Origin of the sequence: Ferrimonas gelatinilytica (assembly GCF_039544205.1) — a bacterium.
Classification (GTDB): domain Bacteria; phylum Pseudomonadota; class Gammaproteobacteria; order Enterobacterales; family Shewanellaceae; genus Ferrimonas; species Ferrimonas gelatinilytica.
Map to the genome: position 1 here is coordinate 196089 of NZ_BAABLF010000001.1, position 24749 is coordinate 220837.

Annotated in this window: 14 protein-coding genes; 7 read left to right on the forward strand and 7 right to left on the reverse strand. The window is 61.1% G+C overall.

The features are described from left to right. Positions 1-40 precede the first annotated feature (40 nt). Both ABD997_RS00955 and ABD997_RS00960 read right to left on the reverse strand, forming a co-directional pair. Entirely contained in the window at positions 41-1756 is a 1716-nt protein-coding gene (locus ABD997_RS00955) for an alpha-amylase family glycosyl hydrolase (RefSeq protein WP_345315139.1), read from the reverse strand. A 56-nt stretch (positions 1757-1812) separates the two neighbouring features. Continuing rightward, on the reverse strand, positions 1813-3324 hold the full coding sequence (locus ABD997_RS00960) for an MFS transporter (protein ID WP_345315140.1): 1512 nt from the start codon (positions 3322-3324) through the stop codon (positions 1813-1815). Positions 3325-3595: 271 nt separating this feature from the next. Between ABD997_RS00960 and ABD997_RS00965 the strand changes: the two genes are divergently transcribed. Next, positions 3596-4057 carry a hypothetical protein gene (locus tag ABD997_RS00965; RefSeq protein WP_345315141.1) on the forward strand — a complete coding sequence of 154 codons (462 nt, stop codon included), beginning with the start codon at positions 3596-3598 and terminating at the stop codon, positions 4055-4057. A 709-nt stretch (positions 4058-4766) separates the two neighbouring features. Then, positions 4767-5312, forward strand: coding sequence for a porin family protein (locus ABD997_RS00970; RefSeq protein WP_345315142.1), 546 nt, complete (start codon positions 4767-4769; stop codon positions 5310-5312). Between the two features lie 349 nt (positions 5313-5661). Here the strand turns inward: ABD997_RS00970 and ABD997_RS00975 are convergent, their stop codons facing one another. The 3 genes from ABD997_RS00975 to ABD997_RS00985 all read right to left on the reverse strand — a co-directional run bounded on the left by ABD997_RS00975 (position 5662) and on the right by ABD997_RS00985 (position 12910). Next, entirely contained in the window at positions 5662-8094 is a 2433-nt protein-coding gene (locus ABD997_RS00975) for a glycoside hydrolase family 31 protein (protein WP_345315143.1), read from the reverse strand. Continuing rightward, a complete protein-coding gene (locus ABD997_RS00980; RefSeq protein ID WP_425557021.1) occupies positions 8091-9995 on the reverse strand; it encodes an alpha-amylase family protein in 1905 nt (634 codons plus the stop codon). The genes ABD997_RS00975 and ABD997_RS00980 overlap by 4 nt, the downstream gene beginning before the upstream one ends. A 122-nt stretch (positions 9996-10117) precedes the next feature. After that, the gene (locus tag ABD997_RS00985; RefSeq protein ID WP_345315144.1) at positions 10118-12910 is read right to left on the reverse strand and encodes a TonB-dependent receptor; all 2793 of its coding nucleotides are present in this window, start codon (positions 12908-12910) and stop codon (positions 10118-10120) included. 688 nt (positions 12911-13598) lie between these two features. Here ABD997_RS00985 and pgmB point away from each other — a divergent pair. The 5 genes from pgmB to ABD997_RS01010 all read left to right on the forward strand — a co-directional run bounded on the left by pgmB (position 13599) and on the right by ABD997_RS01010 (position 21951). Further along, the gene (gene pgmB / locus ABD997_RS00990) at positions 13599-14315 is read left to right on the forward strand and encodes a beta-phosphoglucomutase (RefSeq protein ID WP_345315145.1); all 717 of its coding nucleotides are present in this window, start codon (positions 13599-13601) and stop codon (positions 14313-14315) included. 1 nt (position 14316) lies between these two features. Next, positions 14317-16656 carry a family 65 glycosyl hydrolase domain-containing protein gene (locus tag ABD997_RS00995; RefSeq protein WP_345315146.1) on the forward strand — a complete coding sequence of 780 codons (2340 nt, stop codon included), beginning with the start codon at positions 14317-14319 and terminating at the stop codon, positions 16654-16656. Positions 16657-17198: 542 nt separating this feature from the next. Then, entirely contained in the window at positions 17199-17702 is a 504-nt protein-coding gene (locus tag ABD997_RS01000; protein WP_345315147.1) for an REP-associated tyrosine transposase, read from the forward strand. A 366-nt stretch (positions 17703-18068) separates the two neighbouring features. Next, entirely contained in the window at positions 18069-19715 is a 1647-nt protein-coding gene (locus ABD997_RS01005) for an alpha-glucosidase family protein (protein WP_345315148.1), read from the forward strand. Positions 19716-20283: 568 nt separating this feature from the next. Next, entirely contained in the window at positions 20284-21951 is a 1668-nt protein-coding gene (locus ABD997_RS01010; protein ID WP_345315149.1) for a BamA/TamA family outer membrane protein, read from the forward strand. 684 nt (positions 21952-22635) lie between these two features. On the opposite strand, the gene galE is transcribed toward ABD997_RS01010, so the two are convergent. Together galE and galU are read right to left on the reverse strand one after the other, a co-directional pair. Then, entirely contained in the window at positions 22636-23658 is a 1023-nt protein-coding gene (gene galE, locus ABD997_RS01015) for a UDP-glucose 4-epimerase GalE (protein ID WP_345315150.1), read from the reverse strand. 161 nt (positions 23659-23819) lie between these two features. Further along, positions 23820-24707, reverse strand: a complete 888-nt coding sequence (gene galU, locus ABD997_RS01020) for a UTP--glucose-1-phosphate uridylyltransferase GalU (protein WP_345315151.1) — start codon at positions 24705-24707, stop codon at positions 23820-23822. Positions 24708-24749 lie beyond the last annotated feature (42 nt).

Consider the following 24749-nt stretch of genomic DNA (forward strand, 5'->3'; position numbering starts at 1 on the left):
GGACGCCCTGGTTAGTTTCAGGCCCGGCGCTTGGCAGCCATCACCGTTCGCCGGAGACCAGGATGCCGTCGCGCAGGGCCATCAGGCGGGCCAGTTCGGCGTTGAGCGCCGCCCCTTCGACGGTCCCATTGCGGACAAACACCTTCACTCCGTGGGCAGGCACCTGGGTTTCCAGCACAGTACCGGGCTCGATGGTGACCCACTCTCCCCCCAACTGCTCCTGCCAGCCCCCCGCCTGCAGGTACTCCCGGACCGTAAAGGCCGCCGGCTCATCCCCCTTGTTGAGCAGCACCAGGGCGGTCTGGGCCTGCTCTCCATCCTGCAGCACCCGGTAGAAGGCGGCGGTGTCCTGCTCGAACGAGAGGTTCAGCTGCACACCCCGCTGCAGGGCGGGCGTGGCCTGGCGCACCCGGGCGATCGCCATCAGCTGCTGACGGATGGGGTGGGTTCGCGCCTGCTCCACCCGCTCCTGGCCAAAGTAGTTACGGTTGCCACTGTGCTCCGCCTTGCCACGCATAAACCCCATCTCGGAGCCGTAGTAGACCACCGGGATCCCCCGGGCGGTAAAGAGCCAGTTGTGGGCATCGATAAAGCCGTTGTCGTCGGCGTTGAGCCGGGGCATATCGTGGTTGTCGTAGAAGGTGGTGAGCTCATAGGGATTGGCATAGAGACGCTGCTCCAGTTTCAGGGTCGGCAGCAGGGTGTCAAACCCCCTGCCCTGCTCGAACACCTCCCCCAACGCCGCCTTCATCGGGAAATCCAGCACGCTCATGCCACCGAAGGGCTCGTAGGTGTAGGGCGCAATCCCCTCGGCGCTGTAGTCGTACACCTCACCAAACATGAAAAACTCCGGGTGCTGCTCGCGGATCCGCGCCGCGAAGGTGCCCCAGGAAGCGGCGTCGATATGCTTGACGGTATCGATACGAAACGCCGAGGCGCCCTGTTCGATCCACTGCAGATAGGCACCAACGAAGTAGTCCATCACCTCCGGCTTGCGCTCATCCATGTCCGCCAGTTGGGCCAGGTCCGGCTGGTTGCGAAAGAAGGCGTGCAGCGGGTTGTGCTCCGGGTCCAGCGCTTGCGGAGCCAGGTTCTGGTGATCCGCCACCAGATCCCCCTGGCCATCGTACAGCTGGCCGAACAACGGCTGGGGGGGATCCATGCTGTAGGCCGGGCTGCCGTGGTTGAGCACGATATCCAGCACCGTTCCCAGTCCCTGCTCGCGCATGGCGGCGGTGAACTGTCGGAAGTTGAGGCCCTGAGATCCCCAGTGCTTATCCTCCCGGTAGAAGTTCACCCCCCAGTAGCCGTGGTAGCCGGATTTGCCCCGGTCCGTCCCGATGCTGCCCTGGGTAATGGGCGTCCCGCCGTTAAACGCCTCTGAGGGGTTTTCCACGATGGGGGTGATCCACACCGAGGTGAACCCCATTTCGCGGATGTAGTCGGTGTTGTTCAGGATCCCCTGCCAGTCGCCGCCGAGGTAGCCCACATTGGCAGTGTCGCCGTTTTCCCACCGCAGCGGCCGATCCCAGCCGCTCTCCTCGGGGTAGTTGTTGCCCGGATCGCCATCGACGAAGCGATCCGTGACGACGAAATAGACCGCCTCGCTGGCGAAGGGGTGCTCGGTTCCGATGTAACGCGCCCGCTCTGCATCCGGGCTCTGCGCCGGGGGCAAACCGGCTTGCGGGCTCGTACCGCAGCCCGCTAAAGAGATGAGGCTCGCCAGGACGCACAGGGCCGATAGGGTCGGTTTCATGATGACTCTCCGATAACGTCAACCGGAGCCTGCGAGGCTCCGGTTATCGAGGGGGTTCAGGCCGCCTGGGGGGCGGGGACGGACTCTGGCTGCTTCATCGCCAGCATGCACAGGGCGGCCAGGGCAAAGCTGACAGCACCGATCAACATGGCGTAGATCGGCTCGTTGTTGAAGCCCAAGCGCAGCAGGACGCCCAGAACGCTGGCGGCCAGCAGCTGGGGGATCACCAGGAAGAGGTTAAAGATCCCCATGAAGACGCCCATCTTGTTGGCGGGCAGGCAACCGGCCAGCATGGCGTAGGGCAGCGACAGGATGGAGGCCCAGGCAAAGCCGATCCCCACCATGGAGAGCATCAGCCAGAGAGGGTCCTCGATCACCATGATGGAGGCCAGACCCGCCGCACCCAGCAGCAGGTTGAAGGCGTGGCTAAAGCGGATCCCGATCCGCGCCACCATCAGCGGGATCACCAGTGCCGCCAGGGCGGAGAACCCGTTGTAGCCGGCGAACAGCATGCCCACCCAGTTGGCGCCCTCGTTGTAAGCGGCCGAGCTGGTGTCCATGGTGCCGTAATGCACCGAGGTCACCGCTGCGGTGGTGTAGATCCACATAGCGAATAGGGAGAACCAGGAGAAGAACTGCACCAGGGCCAGGCGCTTCATCGGCTGCGGCATGGCGTAGAGATCCGCCATCACCACGTCGGTACCGTTATGGTCCTTGCCGGCGCGGCGGCGCAGGCCCACATAGAGTTGCATCAGGGCGAACACCAGTACCGAAATGCTGAGGATGTAGAGCTGAGCATCCAACTGCCAGAAAGCGATCACTGCGGTCCCGATGGCCGCCGGCAGGAACCAGGTCACCGCACCGCGGAACCAGCGCTCGGCACTGCGGGGCTTCTCCGGCACCACGGTCTTCTGTTGCGCCTGCTCGAAGGCGGCCAACTGCTCCGGGGTGTACTCCCGGGTGCGCAGCACCGTCCAGCCCACCGCAAGAAACAGCACAACAGCACCGAAGTAAAAGGCGTAGCGGACGGTATCGGGGATCTCACCGGGTGCCGCCTCGTTGCTGACACCGTAAAGTGCCAGCAGCCAGGGCAGCATGGAGGCGACTACCGCCCCGACACCGATAAAGAAGCTCTGAACCGCGAAGCCGGTGGGCTGCTGCGCCTTAGGCAGGTTATCCCCCACCAGGGCACGGAACGGCTGCATCGAGACGTTGATGGCGGCATCCATGATCCACAGCATGGCAGCGGCAAACCAGAGATAGGGGGAGTTGGGCATGGCGATCAACGCCAGGCTGGTCACCAATGCACCGTAGAGAAAATAGGGACGGCGACGGCCCATGCGGGTCCAGGTTTTGTCACTGAAGTGGCCGACAATGGGCTGGACGATCAAGCCGGTGACCGGCCCGGCGATCCAGAGGATCGGGATGAGATCCATGTCAGCACCCAGGGTCTGGAAGATTCGGCTGACGTTGGCATTTTGCAGGGCAAAGGCAAACTGGATGCCCAAAAAGCCGAAACACATGTTCCAGATCTGCCAGAAACTCAAGCGGGGTTTATCGGTCACCATCCATTCCTCTTGTTATTATTCCTTGATGCTGGCAACACAAATGCAGAATTTAACTTTAAAAATCAGCGTTCTCTGCCATAGTTATTGGCGTCTTGCCAGCGCGCAGCCCAGGGGAAGTCAGGTCCGGAACCGCACTATCTTGGCCGATGTTAGTCACTTTGCCCTGATCGCAACAAGCGCCTGCATACGTATTCATCACGGTACTTTGGCCCCTCAGACGCTGCTTATCGGCTGTCCTGGGTGCCACACTCGACCACTAGGGAGACACAACATGCAACGCACTCTTATCCTGCCCGCCACACTGCTGGCCACCCTACTGCTCAGCACCACGGCCCTCGCCGGCCATCACGAAGAGAAGGCCAAGGGCGCTCAAGGCGCCGAACACAGCGCGGGGTACCACGCCGGAACCCACCGCCAGTTAGCCGACTACCTGGTGCTGGATGACGCCCAGCGGGAAAAGTTTGACCAGCTGCACAAAGAGTACCGCGAGCAGCGCAAAGGCATCAAAGAGGGGGATCTCTCCAAGGAGGAGCGCCACGCCCAGATGACCGCGGCCAAGGAGCAGCACCTGGCTGACATGAAAGCCCTGCTCAACGATGAACAGTTCAGCCGCTACGAAGAATACCGTAATGCCCATCATGGTAAAGGCCACCACGGCAATGACCATCATAAGGGTATGAAGCACCACGAGATGGAGAAGGGACAGGACAAGCAGGGTCAGAAATACCAGTAAGCCCTTTCGCCCCTCTAAGTGCCAGCCAACGCCCACGGAGTTCTCCGTGGGCGTTGTTGTTTTTACGGTGTCAGGGCGGTTCCTAGGGAAAAGTTTCTGGTTGCTGAGAGCCAGGAGCGGTTCCAAGGCAAGAGTTCCTAGTTCCTAGTTTGGAGGTTCTAGGTTCTAGGTTCTAGGTTCTAGGTTCTAGGTTCTAGGTTCTAGGTTCTAGGTTCTAGGTTCTAGGTTCTAGGTGAGAGCCTACACCGAATGTCCCGGGTACCCGGCTTTTTGCTCTTAGAACCTAGGCTCTTTCCTAGTACCTAGCGTTCTGCCGTTAATGCTCTTAGGAACTAGGAACTCGGAACTAGGAACTCGACAGTAAGCCCGCATTTTTCGCCCCCTGGCTGGCTTTGGGCATCAATTTTTTCCTGGCCGGGATAGTTGTGCCCCCTCCCCGATTCCCACCGCGGATATCAGTCCCTTACCCTGCGGCCGCCCATATCAGGGGCTGCGAGAGCTCCACAGGGAGCTCCATAATCCCCGGTTCCTCCTGGCAACCCTGTCACACTGGTCTAGTCTCCAATAGGCTCCGGCGCCAGGCATCACCGGACTGGACGGTTCCGATGCTCCCGATTTTCGGTGGCAATGCCCTTTTGCCAAGAGGTAAAAGCGGTACGGGACCGATCCCGACATAACGTCGATATAAGGTGCCTTACAAGGAGAGATGATGATGAACTCCCTGACTCCCCTGACCACAGGTGTCGCCCTGGTGGTCCTCACCGCCCTGGGCAGTGCCTCGGCCCTGGCAAAAGATGAAGGTTTCTACCTCGGTGCTTCCGTGGGCTCCGCCAACGTCGAGCAGAAAGGCTCGGATCCGGATCTCGGTGATTTCAAGTTCGATGAGAACGACTTCGCCTGGAAGGTGTTCGCTGGCTACCAGTTTGGCCCCATCCTCGCCATCGAGGGGGGCTATCGTGACTTTGGCTCACCCAGTGCAACGGGATTGAACATAGATCCCTACGGTATCGATGTTTACGGTGTTGCCGGTGTGCCCCTGGGCCCCATCCGCTTTTTCGGTAAAGTCGGCGGGATCTACTGGGATGCCGACACCCGGTTTGATGGCATGAAGGACAGTGATGACGGCTTCGAAGTGGCCGCCGGTGTCGGGCTGGAGTTTGAGCTCGGCAGCTTCGCCATCCGCGGCGAAGTGGAGTACATGGATATCTTCGACCAGACCTGGATGTACACCGTCGGCGCCACCTACACCTTCTGAGCTACGCCGAGCGCGAGACAAAAACGCCCACGGGATCCGTGGGCGTTTTTGTTGTCCAACTGAGTTCCTCGGCGCGAGTTCCTGGATCCAAAAAGCAAGGTTCTAGGTTCTAGGTTCTAGGTGCTAGGTGCTAGGTGCTAGGTGCTAGGTGCTAGGTGCTAGGTGCTAGGTGCTAGGTGCTAGCAGGATCCTACACCGTATTTCCCGGGTACCCGGCTTCTTGCTTTTAGAACCTAGGCTCTTCCCTAGAACCTAGGCTCTTAGGAACCAGGAACCGCGCCTCCCAACACCCAGGCTCTTAGGAACCAGGAACCGCTTTCCCTAGGAACGCGCTTCCTGCTCCTCCCGCTTACCAGGTCAAACTCAGTTCCTGTGCACTGCCATCCCAGTCAAAGGTCAGCTGCAGGCCGGACTCGACCGCTTTCACCGCGACGGTGTTACCGGCCAGGTGCGCGGAGTTGGGCAACTCGTTCATGCCGTGCAGGGTCAGGGTTATGCGACGCTGCTTAGGCGCGCCCTCGTATCCCAGCCCCTGCTTGCCAAGGCGTACCCTCATCTCCTCCTGGTCAGAATCAACTTCAAAGGAGAGCAGCTCGTAGGCCTGGCGCGCCAGGCTGTCCGGGCTGATCCCATCATCCTCGTAGACACGGCCACCGCCCCGGACCACGCTGTCATCGTGGTAGTAGTGCAGTGCCAGTTCGCCACTGGAGTAGCGGTGGGTCGCCACCGGCGCCACCATGGGCACCACACTGCCGGCCTGAACCAGCACCGGCAGGGTATCGAGGGTGACCGGCACTAAGACGCGCTGCCCCCCCTGGTAACGCTTACCGGTGAAGAAGTCGAACCAGACCCCGTCCGGCAGGGGCACCGATACCTCGGTCGCTCCCGCGGCCAGCACCGGTGTCACCAGGAAAGCATCCCCCCACAGGTAGCTGTGGGCCTCCTCGAACAGCGCCGAGTCCTCAAACGCCAGCGGACGCATCAGCGGCATGCCGGTGGTGCTGTTCTCGTAGGCCAGGGTGTACAGATAGGGCATCAGGGCGTAGCGCAGGCGGATCGCCTCCCGGGCTCGGGCCAGGGTGTCGGCATCATGGAAGACCGGCTCCGGCGCGATCTCCTCCTGGGCGTGGGGGCGGAATACCGGCTGGAACACGCCGTACTGCAGCCAGCGGGTGTAGAGCTCCGCATCGAACTGCTCACCGCCGGCAAAGCCGCCGAGATCCGAGTGCATGTAACCCATCCCCAGGACGCCCATCTGCAGACTCAGCTCCACCTGGGGCATCAGTCCCCCCCAGCTTCGGGCCACATCGCCGGACCAGGGCACCATGCCGTAGCGCTGGGAACCAACGAACCCGGAGCGCATCATGATCATCGGGCGACGATCCGGCTGCAGCTGGCGCAGCCCCTCATCCACCAGCCGGGCCCATTCGTGGCCGTAGGCGTTGTGCACCTCGTTGGCGGTGGCGGTGATCGCCTCCGCCCCATCCCGCGCCACCCGGTGCACGGCATCATGGGGGTGGACCTCCGGCTCGCCGAGATCCCCCCACCAGCCGGCAGCACCGGACTCGGCGATGCGCGCGTACTGACGCCAGAACCAGTCGCGGCCCGCCTCGCTGAACACATCCACCAGTCCGGTGTTGCCGAAGTAGAAGTCAAACCGCTTAGGCTCCCCCGCCAGGTTGGTAGCCAACGCCCGGGCTTCGGTGGCTTCCTTCCACTTGTTGGAGGTGGTCAGTATGAAAGGCTCGGTGATCAGGACAGTGTTGACCCCCTGCTCACTGAAATCCTGGATCATCTGCTCCGCCTTGGGCCAGTGCTGACGGTCCCAGTCCAGGTTGCCCATGTGCCCCTTTACATCCTCGCCGAACCAGTAGAGATCCAGCACGATGGCATCCAGCGGGATATCCGCCTCGGCGAACTTGGCCACCACCTCGCGGGCCTCCGCCTCACTGTGGTAACCGAAGCGGGAGGCGAAATTGCCCAGGGACCAGCGCGGTGGCAGCGGCTGACGGCCGGTGGCCTCCGTCAGGTGCTCGATCACTTCGCCATAGTCCGCGCCCGCCGCCACCAGGTAGGCGGTACGCCCCCCCTGGGCCTCGAACTGCAGCACATCCGGCTCGGTAGCCCCGGTATCCAGGTACCCCGACGCGGCGTTATCGAACACCAGGGCGTAGTGGTGGGAGGAGAGCACCGCCGAGAGGCCATAGTACATCTGGTCGACCCGGTCCCCGGGCTTGCCCTCGTAGCCGTAGGCGGCCCGGTTATAGAGCGGCATCCGCTCCCCCCGACGATCCATCCCCAGCACCCGGGAGCCGCCCCCCATCAACTGCTCACTCTCCTGCAAAGCGAAGCGGAAGCCGCGCAACGTGTCATGGGCGAAGTGACCCGCCTCCTCCGCCACCACCAGCTCGCCATCGTGGTAGTAGGAGAGCGCCAGCGGCGAGAGTTCGATGCGGGCGGTCAGATCCGCCAGCCGGTACTCCAGTGCCTCGCCGCTTTTAACCAACTCCCCTTTGACCACGGGCGCGCCGGGATCGATGGCGTAGGAGGGCAGCTGTTTCACCCCGGTGTTCTGGTAGTGCACCCCCAGGGCGCCGTCGCCGTAGCCGGTCAGGGTGACCGTCCCCTCATCGGTGGTCAGCACCAGCTGCTTGCCATCGAAGTGGTGCTTCTGCACCTCGGCGGCGAGGGCCGGTTGGCCCAGGCTGACCAGGGCGCCCAGCAAAAACACGGTACGCTTGAGGGGAGATGGCGGAGTTAGAGCAAAACCGGGGCGCATCATTTGACCTCCCAGATCACGGATTGCAGCGGCTGCAGGGTCAGGGCGATGGTGCCCACCTGATGGGTGACCCGCATCTCACCGGCCAGTTCACCAAATAGGCGCTCCTCCAGGGGATAGACCCCATCGGCCATTCCCCACTGGCGGATCACCGCCGCCGGCACGGTCAGGGTGGTGGAGGCGCTCCGGCGGTCGTCGAAGTTGGTGGCGATCACCAGCTTCTGATCGTCGTCGAAACGGACGAAGCTGAACAGCTTGTCGGTATAGCCCGGATTGCTGCGGCTGTCGGTGTGGATATGCACCGCCTTGCCCATCAGCGCCGGGCTGTCGACGGTGAACTGCATCAGGCGGACGTAGTAGTCCCGCAGCGCCCGCTCCGACTCGCTCAGGGCGCCGCCATCGAACTTGCCGCCATTCATCCAGCGCTGGTGGGCCGGGACGCCCCAGTAGTCAAAGATGGTAGTGCGGGTGGCTTTACCAAAGCCGGCGTCCCCCTCCCCCGCTTCGCCCACATCCTGGCCGAAGTAGAGCATGGTCGGCGAGGAGCTCAGGGTGGCGGAAAGCACCATGGCAGGCAGGGCGCGCTCCGGGCTGCCGGCGAACGCCGGGCTGGCGATGCGCTGCTCGTCGTGGTTCTCCAGGAAATGCAGCATATGGTGCTCGATGTCCGCTTTCATCTGCTCGATGGTGACGATGGCATCGGTGCTGGCGCGGCCCTGGATGATCGCCTTCAGAGTGTCGTAGAGATCCACCTTGTCGTAGAGGTAATCCATCTTACCCAGATGCAGGTAGTCCCGGTACAGGTGGGGCTGGTACACCTCCGCCAGCAGGAAGGCGTCAGGATTGGCCTGTTTGATGTGGCTGTTGAGGTAGCTCCAGAAGGCCACCGGCACCATCTCCGCCATGTCGAAACGGAAGCCGTCGACACCAAACTCGGTCCAGAACAGGGTGATGTCCCGGAACTTGGTCCAGGAGTCCGGCACCGCCTTATCCTGCCAGAAGGCGTAGTGCTCGGCGACACCCTTGCTCTCGAAGCCCGCCGGCAGCTCAGGGAAGTCGTGACTGCCGTCCGGACGCACGCCGTAGTTGATCTTCACCGTCTCGTACCAGTCGTGGACGTGGGGCTGGGCGCTGCGGCTGCCGTTGCCGGTCCACTTGGCGGGGTTTTCCGTAAACTGGCCGTCGAGCCCGGGGTAATCCTGCCCCCCCAGGGGTTCAAACCCTGCCTCGTACTTAGGCAGCTCGAACGCTTCACCGACCACGTAGTAAAAGTTGTTGTCCCGGGCGTAGGCCACCGAGGTGTCGTCATTGGCACCAAAGTCCTCGACCCCCTCCGGCTTGCCCTTGGATTCGTAGAAACGCGCCACATGGTTGGGCACGATGTCGATCAGCACCTTCATGTCGTGGGCGTGGGTGCGGTCGATCAGCGCCTTGAACTCCGCCATCCGGTTGGCGGGATCCACCGCCAGGTCCGGGTTAACGCTGTAGTAGTCCTTCACCGCGTAGGGAGAGCCCGCCCGACCCTTGATCACGTCCGGATCATCGTTGCTGATCCCGTACTCGCTGTAATCCGCCACCAGTGCATGGTGGGGCACCCCGGTGTACCAGAGGTGGGTGGTCCCCAGCTCCTTGATCCCCGTCAGGGCCGCGTCGGTGATGTCATTAAACTTGCCGACGCCGTTCTGCTCCACCGTGCCCCAGGGCAGGTTAGCGGTTTCGGTATTGCCAAACAGCCGGGTAAACATCTGGTAGACCACCGCCTTGTGGGCCGGCTTGGTAGTCGCCGGTGCGGCAACCGGAGCCTTCGGAGCGACCACCGGCGTCGCGCTCTGGATCTTCGCCTCACCACAGCCGGCCAGCGCCAGGGTGGCTGCGATGGCGGCAGTTAAAACTTTGAGTGTCATTGGAATATCTCTTATTTTCCGTGGCTTGTTATCGCAGTGGCGGCTTGGTTGCGCCGATGAATAAAACTCAGAGACGACGAACCCCCGAAGTTCGGGGGTTCGTTATCTCCAGCCGCTGAGAGTTAGAAGCTGTAGCTAAAGCCCAGCATGAAGTTACGGCCGTAGCTCTGGTGGTCCTTGATGTAGCGGGAGTCCGGACCTTCGTAGGTGACGAAAGGTTCGTCGGTCAGGTTGTTGCCCTGCAGCAGGATAACCAGCCCCTCCACACCCAGCTCAGAGAAGTCGTAGGCCAGCTGCGCATCGACGATGGTTTCCGCCTGTACGTAGCGCTTGTCACGCTGCAGCGTGGTGCTGGACACTTCACCAAGGAACTCGCTGCGGTAGCGCACCGAGGTCCGTGCCTGGAAGCCAAACTTCTCGTAGTAGACTGTGGCGTTGACCACGTCCTTGGAGAGACCGGGCAGCTGGATGGGATCGCTGTCCGAATCCTCCTTCACCCGGCTGTCGGCGTAGGAGTAGCTCAGCATGGTGCCGAAGCCGTCCAGGGCCGGAACCCACTCGCCGAAGCCGAAGGAGCCGGACAGCTCAAAGCCCCAGATGTGGCCACCGTCGCCGTTTTGCGGCGTGGTGATGAAGCCCTGGTCCAGGACCGGGTCATAGCCCGGGATCATCACATCACTGAAGTCATGCAGTTTGCCCTGCTGATAGATGTAGTTCTCCAGGTACTTGTAGTAACCCGCTACGGCGAAGTAACCCTGGTCAGAGAAGTAGTTCTCGTAGCTGAGGTCGAACTGCCACGCCATCCAAGGCTTGAGCTCGGCGTTGCCGCCGCTGCCACTCCAGGGCGAATTATCCAGGTCGCCACTGTTCTCCTTGTCCTTATCGAAGCCAATCTCCAGACCGGCGTTCATTTGGTCCATCCGCGGACGGGCCAGGGTGCGGGCCACGGCGAAGCGCAGCATCTGGTCATCCGCCACTTCGAGACCCAGGTTGGCGCTCGGCAGCACCTCCCAGTAGTCGGTGCCTCCGGAGCTTGGCATCACCTCCAGGCCACCATCGGGGTTAACGGTGACGGCATTGCCGTCGGAGGACTGATCGGTGTGTACCAGCTGCACGCCGACGTTACCGGTCAGGCGGCGATAGCCCACCTCGGTGTCGATATCCAGCTTGGTGTAGAGGGTGGTGACTTGCTCCTTGACGGCCCAGTTGTTAACCGCGCGCCAGGCTTCCACGGAAGCCGCATCACGGACGTTGTAGAAACCGTCGTTGAGCAGTGCCATGGGATCCCAGGCGATCAGGTTGCCCAGACCGATGAAGTCCAGGGAGGCGTTGCCCCTCAGGTACTGCTGCGGGATCTGCTGGCCCATCTCGAAGCCCGGCTGGCCGTAGCTGTTGAGGGTCAGGAAGTAGCCCTTGTCCTCTTTGCTTTTCTCCCGCTCGGAGTAGTTCACTCCGAACTGGATGGCGGAGAAGGCACCGCTGTCGAACAGGCGCTCGCCCTCGAGGCGGAAGCTGGTCAGCTCATCCTCGATATCCGGGTTGTTGAGGAAGCCATCCTGGGAGTCCCAGCGGCCGTTACCTTCCGGATCGCCCCAGTTTTGCGGTGCGCCCAGTAGGATCAGGTTGGGATCCGAGTAGTCCAGCAGGTGGCTGAACACGGCACCGGAGTCGGTCATGCGGAAGCCCAGGCTGTCCTTGGCGCCGTTGGCCAGGCCGCGACCGGTGCCGCCGTAGGTTTCCAGGGCAAAGAAGGTGCGCTTGGCGCGGGAGTAGGCGATGTCGGTGTTGATGGTCCAGTTGTCACCCACCGCGTAATCCAGGTTCCAGCCCAGGGACAGGTTGCTGGCGTCGGTTTCGGTGTAGTCGTTGCGCACCAGGCCTTTGACGTTGTGGAAGGTCCCTTCGGTGATCAGGCCATCTTCCAGGGTGTAGTCCGGATCCAGGTAGACGCCGCCCCCCCAGGCCAGGGGCAGTTCAATGCCACGGAGCATCTGGGCATCGTTAAATTCGGAGTAGAAGAGATCGAATACAGTGTTGATGCGGTCGTTGGGCTGGAACTGCAGGGTCGCCATGACGGAGTCCCGCTCCAGCTCGGAGGAGCGCACGTAGGGCTTGTAGCCCCCCATCACCGCACCCGGAGCAGTCTCCCACTCCTCACCCTCCGCCGGCGGTGGCCCTACCTTGGGATCGCTGGGATAGCCCCAGATGTGCGTCCGCTCCTCCTGGTTAGGGCTGGACATCTTGGCAAAACCGATGGAGAGGCCCAAGGTGTCATCGAGGAACTGGTCGATGTAGGAGACACTGAAGCGGTAACCGCTGTCGGAGACATCGGAGTTGAGCTCGCCCATGTCGTTGTATTCGCCGCGGGCGCTGACGTTGAAGCTGGTCTCACCATGATCCAGCGGACGGATGGTCTGCATGTCGATGGTGCCACCCACCGCCTGGGCCATCACGGAGGCGTCCGGCGTCTTGTACACCACCACGCCGCTCATCAGCTCGGAGGGGTACTGGTCAAACTCGACCCCACGGTTGTCCCCTGTGGTCACCTGCTCGCGGCCGTTCAGGGTCGCGGTGGTGAAGTCCGGCGAGAGGCCACGGACGGACACCACATTGGAGCGGCCATCCAGGCGCTGAGAGGTCAGACCCGGCAGGCGGGCGATGGACTCGGCGATGCTGGAGTCCGGCAGTTTACCGATATCTTCAGCGGAGATGGCTTCCACTACGGAGGTGTTTTCCATCTTCTCGGCCTGAGAGAGAGCCAGTGAACGGCGAATACCGCGGACCGAAATGGTTTCCACGTTCTCCAGCGACTCCTTGGCACCCTCTTGCTGCGCTTCTGGCTCGGCCGCACTGACGGCGGTACTCAGGCCAGCGGCACAGAGTGCCAGGGTCAACGCGCTCGGTTTAAACCACATCAATATTCTCCCTAAATTGTGAGGTTTTTTATTATGTTGCCGAGCAAGCCGCCTGATCACCGATCCCACCTCTGTGGATCCGGTCAGGCCGATTTGGGAACCCTCGCCCGGTTGTTGGAACAGGATGTAATCACCTTGATACGGCAGGGACAATGCTCTGCATACGTATTCATAACGGTGAAATCCTCTCGCCCTCCCCCAAAAAGCAGACCCTATGAGTGCCTCAACTACCGAGCTTGAGTACTTGAAACTGTTATTTTTCGGTCATTTAAGTGAAATCATGGGGGCAATGGCGTTGCCGGATGTGCCGATTGGGCAAGTCACACGCGCTTCACATTCTGTGGCGCGGATCGCACTCCGAAGGGGCACAAGTCGGCCTTGGTCATACCATTTAACAATATGTCACAACTGCACCACCTTGAATACCGTTTTCACCCCCTGCCGGACCCAAGGGCCCAAAACTTCAACAGTTGGCAACAAATCCTTTGTTTACCAAATGGTTAAATACAACCACTGAGCACAAAACACCGGCGAATGTGATGTTTTTCACCACGATCGTCGATGAATACGTATGTAAGCGATTGTTTGGCAAAAACGCCCCCCTATACCATCGGCGCACACCCAGTCCGCCGGACCCGTTGCCACAGGACCCACCCGAGCCAAGGGAAAATCTGCCAAGGAGCATTGAATGGCTGTAGACACTCCAAGCAGGGACACGACCGCAATCCGTGCCTGCATCTTTGATCTGGACGGCGTGGTGGTGGACACCGCCAAGTACCACTTCCTGGCCTGGCGCCGACTGGCGGACAGCCTGGGGATCCCCTTTAGCGAGCAGGATAACGAACGGCTCAAGGGCGTCAGCCGGATCGAGTCGCTGAAGCTGATCCTGGCGCTGGGCAACCAGACCCTGTCCGAGGCGGAGTTTGAGCAGGCCCTGGTACAGAAAAACGCCTGGTACCTGGAGTACATCGAGCAGTTGGATGCCAGTGAGATCCTGCCGGGGGCCGACACCCTGCTGGCCGCGCTGAAGCGGGATGGGGTGCCGGTGGCGCTGGGATCCGCCAGCAAGAACGCGGTACTCATTTTGGAGCGCCTCAACCTGACCGACGCCTTCGATGCCATCGTCGATGGGACCCGAGTCAGTGAAGCCAAGCCGGATCCCGAGGTGTTCCTCACCGCCGCACGGGAGCTCAATACCGCCCCGCAGCACTGCCTGGTGTTTGAAGATGCCGCCGCCGGGGTTCAGGCCGCCCGCAACGCCGGCATGCACGTGGTGGGGATAGGCGAAGAAGCCGCCCTGCCGGACGCCGACTTTGTCCTGCCGGGGCTGGCGCAGATCACCCTCGACCAAATTCAAGAACGGATCGCACAGGGCCAAGGCGCTGTGCTGCAAAAGGAAGCCTGAGATGAAAGATTACATTCAGCACCACGAGTGGCGGATCATCGAGCCGAAGTTCGATCCTTCGGTAAACCGGATCTCCGAAAGCCTCTTCTCCATCGGCAACGGCAAGTTTGGCCAGCGTGCCAACTTCGAAGAGGATTACTCCGGCGACAGCCTGCGGGGCAGCTACGTGGCCGGGGTCTACTACCCGGATCCCACCCGGGTCGGTTGGTGGAAAAATGGTTATCCGGACTATTTCGCCAAGGTGATCAACTCCACCAACTGGATCGGGATCCGTGTCGCTGTCGACGGCGAGAACCTGGACCTGGCCCGGTGCCAGTTGGAGTCCTTCGAACGGGTGCTGGATATGCAGGATGGGGTGCTCTCCCGCCGCTTCATCGCCCAGTTGCCCAGCGGCAAGCGGATCCAGGTTGAGGCCACCCGCTTCACCAGCATCGTCGATACCGACAACGGGGCCATCCGTTACGCGGTCACGCCGCTGAACTTCGAGGGTGAGATCCGCTTTACCCCCTACCTGGACCTGGACGTCGTCAACGCCGACTCCAACTACGACGAGAAGTTCTGGCTGGAAACCGCCCGGCACGCCGATCCGCAGGTCGCCTACCTCTGCGGTGAAACCAAGAAAACCGGCTTCCGCCTCGGCGTGGCGGCGCGCTTTAACCTGACCCTGGATGGCGAGAGCAAAACGCCAGCCGCGACGGTGCATGACCGCGACTGCTTCGTCGGCCAGGAGGTGGCGATCCAGGCAAAACAGGGCCAGACCGCGACCCTCTACAAGTATGCCGCGCTCATCTCCTGCCTGAACGTGGCCGAAGGGCAGATCGATGCCGCGGCCTGTGACAGCGCCGCAGCCGCCCAGGCGAAAGGCTTCGACCGGATGCTGGCGGAGCACACCGCCGCCTGGCACGCCAAGTGGCAGCAGGCAGATATCCGCATCGAGGGCGACGTGGCGGCCCAGCAGGGGATCCGCTTCAACATCTTCCACATGAACCAGACCTACACCGGGGAAGACGCGCGCCTCAACATCGGCCCCAAGGGGTTCACCGGGGAGAAGTACGGCGGCGTGACCTACTGGGACACCGAGGCCTACTGCCTGCCGTTCTACCTCAAGACCGCGGATCCCCAGGTGGCACGGCAACTGCTGATCTACCGCCACAACCACCTGGAGAACGCCATCAAGAACGCCGAGAAGCTCGGCTTTAGTGACGGCGCGGCGCTCTACCCCATGGTGACCATCAACGGCGAGGAGTGTCACAACGAGTGGGAGATCACCTTCGAGGAGATCCACCGCAACGGCGCCATCGCTTTCGCCATCTACAACTACCTCAACCACACCGGCGACGCCGATTACCTGGCGGATTACGGTCTGGAAGTGCTGATCGGCATCAGCCGCTTCTGGCGCCAGCGGGTTCAGTGGTCCGAGCGTCGTGGTGGCTACGTGATGCTGGGGGTCACCGGCCCCAACGAGTACTCCAACAACGTCAACAACAACTGGTACACCAACAAGATCGCCCAGTGGACCCTGGCCTACACCGCCGAGGCGTTGGCCAAGGTGGAGGCGGAGGCGCCGGAGAAGCTGGCTGCGCTGCTGGAGAAGGTGAAGTTCAACGGCAAAGAGGATGAGCTGGCGATCTGGGCCCAGATCCGCGAGCACATTCTGCTGCCGGTGGACGACCAAACCGGCGTCTTCGTCCAGTACGATGGCTTCATGGACAAGGAGCTCAAGCCGATGTCCGAGATCCCGGCGGCGGAGTACCCCATCCATCAGCACTGGTCCTGGGACAGGATCCTGCGCTCCTGCTACATCAAGCAGGCGGACGTGCTGCAGGGGGTGTACCTGTTCGAAGAGGAGTTTGATCTCGACACCATCCGCCGCAACTACGACTTCTACGAGCCGATGACGGTGCACGAGTCCAGCCTCTCCCCCTGCATCCACGCCATCCTGGCGGCGAAGCTGGGCTACGAGGATCGCGCCTACAAGTTCTACCTGCGCACCTCACGGCTGGACCTGGACGATTACAACAACGATACCGAGGATGGCCTGCACATCACCTCCATGGCCGGCACCTGGATGGCAGTGGTGGAAGGGTTTGGCGGCGCCCGGGTGCACGACGGTGTGCTCAGCCTGCGCCCCTTCATCCCGGACCAGTGGCGCAGCTACGCCTTTAAGATCACCTTCAAGGGCGCCCTGCTGAACGTGGTGGTCAACCAGGAGGATGTGCAGATCGAGAACCAGTCCGACACCGCCATCGAGTTGCAGCTGTTTGACCGCAGCTGCCGCGTCGAACCGCGCGCCACTCTGGTACACCCCGTGGAGGCGCCGGCATTGGGTCAGGCCTCCTAACCTCCCACCTCTCCGGTAAGCCAAGCCCCCTGAATTTCCTCCAGGGGGCTTTTTTCGTTTTCGCCCAATTCGCAATCCCAATCCCACATTCGGTAACGTCCCGGTAGGTTTTGCCGAGGGAACCGAGGCACAACACCGATACCGACGCCCATACCAACGTCCACATCGCCACCATGTTGGGCCTCGCACGCTCGGCACCAACCCACGGTTCCTAAAACCCCAACGACATTCGTTAACGCCCCGTAGGTTGTGCCGAGGGCACCGAGGCACAACACCCACACCAACGCCCACACCGCCAAAATGTTGGGCCTCGCACGCTCGGCGCCAACCTACGGGCCCGAAAAACCCAACCACACTCGGTAACGTCTCGGTAGGTTGTGCCGAGGGCACCGAGGCACAACACCGATACCGACGCCCACACCAACGCCCACACCGCCACCATGTTGGGCCTCGCACGCTCGGCGCCAACCTACGGCCCACTCCTCTCATTCGGCAATGGCTACCACATACCCTATGCTCACTCCGAACATGGAGGATGACCAATGCGCTATCGAAGAGCATTCTCTCCCGGAGGCACTTTCTTCTTTACCTTGGTTTTGCAAGACAGAAACCGCACTCTGCTTACAGAGCGAATTCAACAACTGAGGGCCAGCTTTGCTCGGGTCCAGACCGCCCACCCCTTTTTCATTGAAGCGATAGTGATCCTTCCCGATCACCTGCACTGCATCTGGTCGCTGCCCGAGGGAGACAGCAACTACTCCCAGCGTTGGAACTTGATCAAGGGCGACTTTTCACGCCAGGTGGCACAAACAGAAGCGATCAATACGTCACGGAAATCTCGACGAGAGCGGGGGATCTGGCAACGGCGCTTTTGGGAACACCAGATCCGTAATCCAGACGATCACCAGGCCCACTGCGATTACATCCACTTTAATCCGGTGAAACATGGCTACGTCGCCAGGCCGGTCGATTGGCCCTACTCCAGCATCCACCGTGAGATCCAGCGGGGCACCTTGGATACCGATTGGTGCACATCCTCGCCATAACAATGGCGGCGCCACCATGTTGGTCCCGAAAATCCCAACCACACTCGGTAACACCCCGTAGGCTGTGCCGAGGGCACCGAGGCACAACGCCGATACCGACGCCCACACCAACGTCCACACCGCCAAAATGTTGGGCCTCGCAAGCTCGGCGCCAACCTACGGTTCCGAAAACCGCAACCACATTCGGTAAAGCTCCCGTAGGTTGTGCCGAGGGCACCGGGGCACAACACCCACATCGTCGCTTTGCATACGTATGCAGGATGACGCGAAGCCAGGGAGGGATTAGAGTCGGCCCATCGGTTGAGAAGCGCCCGCTTGCGGTAAGCGTTTTGCGCGACCCGGTGCCGGAACAAACAGAGGAAAAGCGTGAAGATGAACGAGTGGTGGCGTGGCGCCCTGATCTACCAGATCTACCCTCGCAGTTTTGCGGACAGCAATGGCGATGGGATCGGCGATCTTCCCGGGATCATCGACAAGCTGGAGTACGTTGCCAGCCTGGGGGTGGACGGGATCTGGATCTCCCCCTTCTTTACCTCACCGATGAAGGACTTCGGCTACGACATCGCCGACTACCACGACGTGGACCCGATGTTCGGCACCCTGGAGGACTTTGACCAGCTGCTCGCCAAGGCACACCAATTGGGGCTGAAGGTGATGATCGACCAGGTGCTAAGCCACACCTCGGATCAACACGCCTGGTTCAAGGAGAGCCGCCAAAGCCGGGACAACGCCAAGGCACAGTGGTATGTCTGGGCGGATCCCAAACCCGATGGCACCCCGCCCAACAACTGGCTCTCCATCTTCGGCGGCGGCGCCTGGCAGTGGGAACCCCGCCGGGAGCAGTACTACCTGCACAACTTCCTCACCGAGCAGCCGGACCTCAACTTCCACCACCCAGAGGTCCAGCAGGCGGTGCTGGATAACGTCGAGTTCTGGCTGGCCCGGGGGGTCGATGGCCTGCGTCTGGATGCGATCAGTTTCTGCTTCCACGACCCGCTGCTGCGGGACAACCCCGCCAAGCCGGCACACCTTCGCACCGGCCGGGGCTTCGCCGCGGATAATCCCTACGCCTACCAGTATCACGATTACAACAATGCCCGGCCGGAGAACCTCCCCTTCCTCGAGCGGCTGCGCGCGCTGATTGATCGCTACCCGGGCGCCACGACTTTGGGGGAGATCGCCTCGGAAGACTCCCTGGCCACCATGGCGGAGTACACCCAGCCGGGCCGGCTTCACATGTGTTACAGCTTCGAGCTGCTCACCGACGACTTCAGTGCCGGCTACATCCGTGAGACGGTGGAAACGCTGGAGCGGCGGGTGAAAACCGGCTGGCCCAGCTGGGCGGTCTCGAATCACGACGTGGCCCGGGTCGCCACCCGTTGGGGCAAGGCGGCGGGGGCCGATAACCCAGAGGCCCTGAGCAAACTGGTGACCGCCCTGCTCTGCTCCCTGCGCGGCAGCATGTGCCTCTACCAGGGCGAAGAGCTGGGACTGACGGAAGCGGAGATCCCCTTTGAGCAGCTGCAGGACCCCTACGGCATCGCCTTCTGGCCCAACTTCAAGGGGCGGGACGGCTGCCGTACCCCCCTGCCCTGGCAAAGAGACGCCGAGCATGGCGGCTTCACCCATGGGACGCCCTGGTTGCCGGTGCCACAGGAGCACAGGGCCCTGGCGGTGGACCAACAGCAGGTCGACCCGGACTCCGTGCTCAACCAGTTTCGCCGCTTCGTTCACTGGCGCAAGCAATCGGCCCCCTTGCGGCTCGGCGATATCACCTTCTACGACGCTCCACAGCCGCTGCTGCTATTTGTCCGCCAGTACCGGGGCGAGTCCCTGCTCTGCGCCTTCAATCTCGGCGCTGATGAGGCATCGTTCGACCTGCCGGCTGCGCTGCTGAAACGGCTCGAAAGCGTCACCACACAAGAAGGGCATGGATTACCCGCGGGTATCCTGAGTCCGGATGGCACCCGGCTCTCCCTGCCCCCCTTTGGGGCGTATTTTGGCCGGGGCTAGGTTCAAAAAACGAGTTCCTAGATCCTATAAAGGCAGTTCCTAGGTGCGAGTTCCTAGAGCCTATAAAGGCAGTTCCTAGGTACGAGTTCCTAGAGCCTATAAAAGCAGTTCCTAGGTGCGAGTTCCTCGCCCCTAGGGGCGAGGTTCTAGGTTCTAGGTTCTAGGTTCTAGGTTCTAGGTTCTAGGTTCTAGGTTCTAGGTTCTAGGTTCTAGCAGAAGCCTACACCGTAAGTCCCGGGTACCCGGCTTCTTGCTTTTAGAACCTAGGCTCTTCCCTAGTACCTAGGCTCTTAGGAACCAGGAACCGCTTTCCCTAGGAACGCTCTTCCCAGAACCGAGGCTCCTCCCTAGCACCTAGCATTCTGCCATTAACGCTCTTAGGAACCAGGAACCGCTTTCCCTAGGAACGCTCTTCCCAGAACCGAGGCTCTTCCCTAGCACCTAGCCTCCTGTGCTTACCGCTCTTAGGAACCAGGAACCGCTCTTCCCATCACCCAGGCTCTTTCCTTTTCTAGAAAAAAGGATAAAAACAACCGATAGTTAAAAAAATCTTTCATTAGGAGTCGCCGTGTCCCCTGCCCGTGCCCTGCTCTGGTCAGTGCTCTCCCTGCCCGTCGTGGCCCAGGCATCGGATGCGCCTGCCGAAGAGCCTGCCAACGAGCACCATCACGAGCAAGACGATGCCAAGATCCTGGCCCAGCTGCAGGCACAGTGTGAAGCCGCTCCCGAGTACCGGTATATCCGGCATAATGTGTTCCAGCCGGACGAGCCCGGCTTCACCTGGGCGCACAAGCTGGCCAACAAGCTGCACTACACCACCCGCGAGGTCACCCTGGAGCAGGCGGTGGCCGGTTTCACCCCCTGCGAGGATGATCTGGATGATCTCTACGAGCTGGAGCGGCATCTGAGGGGTTTGCGTTACTTGCGAGATGCCCAAGTTAGCCAGGACAAGGAGAGCGGGCAGGTACTGGTGGAAACCTGGGATACCTGGTCACTGCTGCCCACCTTCAACTTCTCCCGTCAGGGGGGCGAAAATGCCGCCTCCATCGGGATAAAAGACTCCAACCTGCTGGGCCTGGGGATCGATGCCCAGATCTTCTACTTCTCCGACTACCAGCGTGACGGCTACCAGCTCGCCTTCTACTCCCCCATCTACATCAACAAGCACATCAATGTGGGCATCCGTCTGGCCAACACCAGCGATGGCAAGCAGGTCGGCTTCCAGCTGGATCGCCCCTTCGTCGCCCTGGACAGCGCCTTCGGCTATGAACTCAGCCTGTTCCGGGACCAGCGGCAGGAGGAGATCCGCCAGGGGGACCAGGAGGTGAACCGGTTCGACCATGATCTTCACTACTTCCATGTGGGCTACGGACGCCGCTGGCTGGAGGGGCGCGACCAGGTTCTGCGCTGGCACGTGGGACTCACCTTCGATGACCACCAGTTCGATCCCGTCGCCGGCACCACCCGACTTCCTGAGGATCGTCAGCGCGCCTACCCCTGGGTACAGCTGAGCTTTCGACAGGACCGCTTCGAAGAGCTTCAGAACGTTACCCTCATCAACGCCATCGAGGATGTGAACCTGGGTTGGGACAGTGCGGTGAAACTGGGGTGGGACGGCAGTGGCGACGGGGGCTGGCTGCTGCAGGCGCACAGCCACTGGGGCGCCCTGTTCGGGGCGAAAAGGAGGAGGTTCAGTGAGCCGATTGACAATGGCAGCACAGGACTTTGGCTGACGCGCTTCTGGCTGCACGGAGAGGAGGTCCGGGGGGCGGGAGATTATTACCAGCTGCAGTGGCGCAACGAGCTGTTCTACCCCATCTGGGCGCCGCTGAGGGTCTACGGCAAATTTGACTGGCGCCATGCCATCAACCCCTTCGTCGACCGCCCCCATACCCTGGGCGGCAGTACAGGCCTCCGGGGCTACCCGCTGCAGTACCAGCATGGCGACACCATCGCCCTGGCCACGGCGGAGCTGCGTTACTACCCGGGGATCAGCATCCTGCAGTTGTTGGAGCTGGGCAGCGCCATTTTCTACGACATCGGTGAAGCACGAGGGGGGGAGGCTTATCCGGATAACCCGGCCGGAACCCAGCAGAGCCTTGGCGCCGGGCTACGCTTCTACGCCTCCCATGCCGGCAGCCGCAACGTCATCCATGTGGATTTTGTCCGCCCCATCAGCGACGACAAACGGGTCAACAGCTGGGAGTGGCGGCTGGAAGTGAAGAGTCACTTTTAAGAGAGGGTGCTCCGTGCATTCATCCAACCCGTAGGTTGTGCCGAGGGCACCGAGGCACAACGGCGACGCCAACCCCAAATTGACCCCGGCATGTTGGGCCTCGCAAACTCAGCGCCAACCGACGCTCCATGTATTCGCCCAACCTCGTAGGTTGTGCCGAGGGCACCGAGGCACAACGGCGACGCCAATCCCGAACCAATCCCGAACCAATCCCGCAATGTTGGGCCTCGCAAACTCAGCGCCAACCGACGCTCCATGTATTCGCCCAACCTCGTAGGTTGTGCCGAGGGCACCGAGGCACAACGGCGACGCCAATCCCGAACCAATCCCGCAATGTTGGGCCTCGCCAGCTCGGCGCCAACCTACGCCCCGTGCATTCATCCAACCCGTAGAGCCGGTCAGCAAAAGCCATAACCCCCAAGCATCGCTACGCTTGATAAAATCCCATCGAACAATTCATCGTAGGTCCCCTCCACGAACCGTAGGTTGGGCTGAGCGCTGCGAAGCCCAACGACCCATCCCGAAAAGCCGTGCTTCGCCACCCTCAACTCAGCCTATCGCGACACGCTTACCCCACCATGAGATTGATGAACAAAATCACAACCGCAGAGGCTTGATAAAAAGGCCTTAAACAAAAAGCCCCCGAAACCATCGGTTTCGGGGGCTTTTTAGCGGGCGGGCCGATTAATCTTCGGCACCATAGCCATTGGGGTTTTGAGACTGCCAGCGCCAGGTGTCTGACATCATCTGCTCCAGGCTGCGGGTCGCCTTCCAGTTAAGCATTGACTCTGCCTTCGAGGCATCCGCCCAGAATGCGGGGAGATCCCCCTCACGGCGGTCAACAATCCGGTAAGGGATGGTTACCCCAGATGCCGACTCAAAGGCGCGAACCATCGACAAGACCGACAGGCCGTTGCCGGTTCCAAGGTTAAACGCCTTAGCACCAGAATGACTATTCAGCCAACGCAGGGCTTTTACATGCCCTTCGGCCAGATCCATGACATGCAGATAATCGCGCAGGCAGGTACCATCAGGGGTCTCATAGTCCCCGCCGAATACCGACAAGGACTCGCGTTTTCCAACGGCAACCTGTGCAATGAAGGGCAACAGGTTATTGGGGATCCCGAGGGGGTCTTCGCCGATTAATCCCGATGGATGGGCTCCGACCGGGTTGAAGTAACGAAGCAGGGCTACCGAAAGCTTCGGGTCGGCTTTAGCCGCGTCTTTGAGGATCTCCTCGACCATCCACTTCGAGGTGCCGTAGGGATTGACTGTCCCACCGGTTTTCATCGTCTCGACATAAGGAATGGAGGCATCCGAGCCGTAGACCGTTGCTGAAGAGCTAAACACCAGCTTTTTAACACCGGCGCGGCACATCGCATCCAGCAGCGTTATCGAGCCCGTCACGTTGTTGTGATAGTACTCGATCGGCTTCATCGTGGACTCACCCACCGCTTTGAGCCCGGCAAAGTGGATCACCGAGTCAATGGCGTGCTCTCGGAATACCCCATCGAGGCAATCCGCATCACAGATGTCACCACGGACGAACGTCAGGGTTTTTCCGGTGATCCGCTCGACCCGCCTCAACGCTTCTTCACTGCTGTTGACCAGGTTGTCCAGCACGACAACCTCTTCGCCCGCTTCCAGCAGCTCCACCACGGTGTGGGAACCGATGTAGCCAGCGCCGCCGGTTACTAAAATCGCCATAGAGTTTGCCGCTTAACCTATAAGTCCAGTGCTTGATGCCCGGCCAGTCTTAGCCATAGGTTGAGTTGAGCTTAGCGAAGCTCAACTCCCTATTCGAAGCATGCACTGAAACATGCACTGGAATCGTTGAGCTCAGAGAAACTCAACCTCCTGCCAATACCTTAAACCAAGCCCTTGATATGGGACATCAGTGCCTCACCCACTGCCGGGTGACGCAGGGCGTATTCAACCTGGGCCTTCATGTAACCGAGCTTGTCGCCACAATCATGGGACTTGCCGGTCATGTGGAAAGCCTCAACGGTTTCCTTCTCCATCAGCATGGCAATGGCATCGGTCAACTGGATCTCGTTGCCGGCACCCTGGGGGGTTTTCTCAAGCAGCGTCCAGATATCAGACGGCAGAATGTAACGCCCCACCACCGCCATGTTGGAGGGAGCCTCTTCCAGTGCGGGCTTCTCTACCACCGCCTTCATAGGCACAGATTGACCCGGATTGAGAGTCTCGCCGTTGCAATCCGCAACGCCATACTTGGATACCTCTTCCATCGGCACCGGCTCAACCATGATCTGGCCCGCGCGGCTCTCTTCAAAGCGGGCCTTCATCGCCGCCAGGTTTTCCAACTTCTGGTCCGCCGTGTACTCATCCAGGATCACATCGGGCAGCACCACGGCGAAGGGGTTCTCGCCGACCAGAGGACGGGCGCACAGCACCGCATGGCCCAGGCCTTTGGCCTCACCCTGACGAACGTGCATGATGGTCACGCCCTTAGGACAGATGGATTGCACCTCTTCCAGCAATTGCCGCTTGACCCGCTTCTCCAGTTGGCTTTCCAACTCGTAGGAGGTATCGAAGTGGTTCTCGATGGCGTTTTTGGAAGCGTGGGTGACCAGCACAATCTCCTTGAAGCCCGCCGCCACGCACTCGTTAACGATGTACTGGATCAGCGGCTTGTCCACCAGCGGCAGCATCTCTTTCGGAATGGCCTTGGTGGCTGGCAACATACGGGTGCCCAGCCCCGCAACCGGGATCACGACTTTAGTCAATGACATTACAATTCCCCTTTTAATAAACAAAGGGCCACAGCACCACGG

Coding starts and splice junctions, on each gene's coding strand:
- ABD997_RS00995 (WP_345315146.1), top strand. CDS start 14,317: ATGAAAGATTACATTCAGCACCACGAGTGGCGGATCATCGAGCCGAAG.
- pgmB (WP_345315145.1), top strand. CDS start 13,599: ATGGCTGTAGACACTCCAAGCAGGGACACGACCGCAATCCGTGCCTGC.
- ABD997_RS00955 (WP_345315139.1), bottom strand. CDS start 1,756: ATGAAACCGACCCTATCGGCCCTGTGCGTCCTGGCGAGCCTCATCTCT.
- ABD997_RS00975 (WP_345315143.1), bottom strand. CDS start 8,094: ATGATGCGCCCCGGTTTTGCTCTAACTCCGCCATCTCCCCTCAAGCGT.
- ABD997_RS01000 (WP_345315147.1), top strand. CDS start 17,199: ATGCGCTATCGAAGAGCATTCTCTCCCGGAGGCACTTTCTTCTTTACC.
- galE (WP_345315150.1), bottom strand. CDS start 23,658: ATGGCGATTTTAGTAACCGGCGGCGCTGGCTACATCGGTTCCCACACC.
- ABD997_RS00985 (WP_345315144.1), bottom strand. CDS start 12,910: ATGTGGTTTAAACCGAGCGCGTTGACCCTGGCACTCTGTGCCGCTGGC.
- ABD997_RS00960 (WP_345315140.1), bottom strand. CDS start 3,324: ATGGTGACCGATAAACCCCGCTTGAGTTTCTGGCAGATCTGGAACATG.
- ABD997_RS00965 (WP_345315141.1), top strand. CDS start 3,596: ATGCAACGCACTCTTATCCTGCCCGCCACACTGCTGGCCACCCTACTG.
- ABD997_RS00970 (WP_345315142.1), top strand. CDS start 4,767: ATGATGAACTCCCTGACTCCCCTGACCACAGGTGTCGCCCTGGTGGTC.
- galU (WP_345315151.1), bottom strand. CDS start 24,707: ATGTCATTGACTAAAGTCGTGATCCCGGTTGCGGGGCTGGGCACCCGT.
- ABD997_RS00980 (WP_425557021.1), bottom strand. CDS start 9,995: ATGACACTCAAAGTTTTAACTGCCGCCATCGCAGCCACCCTGGCGCTG.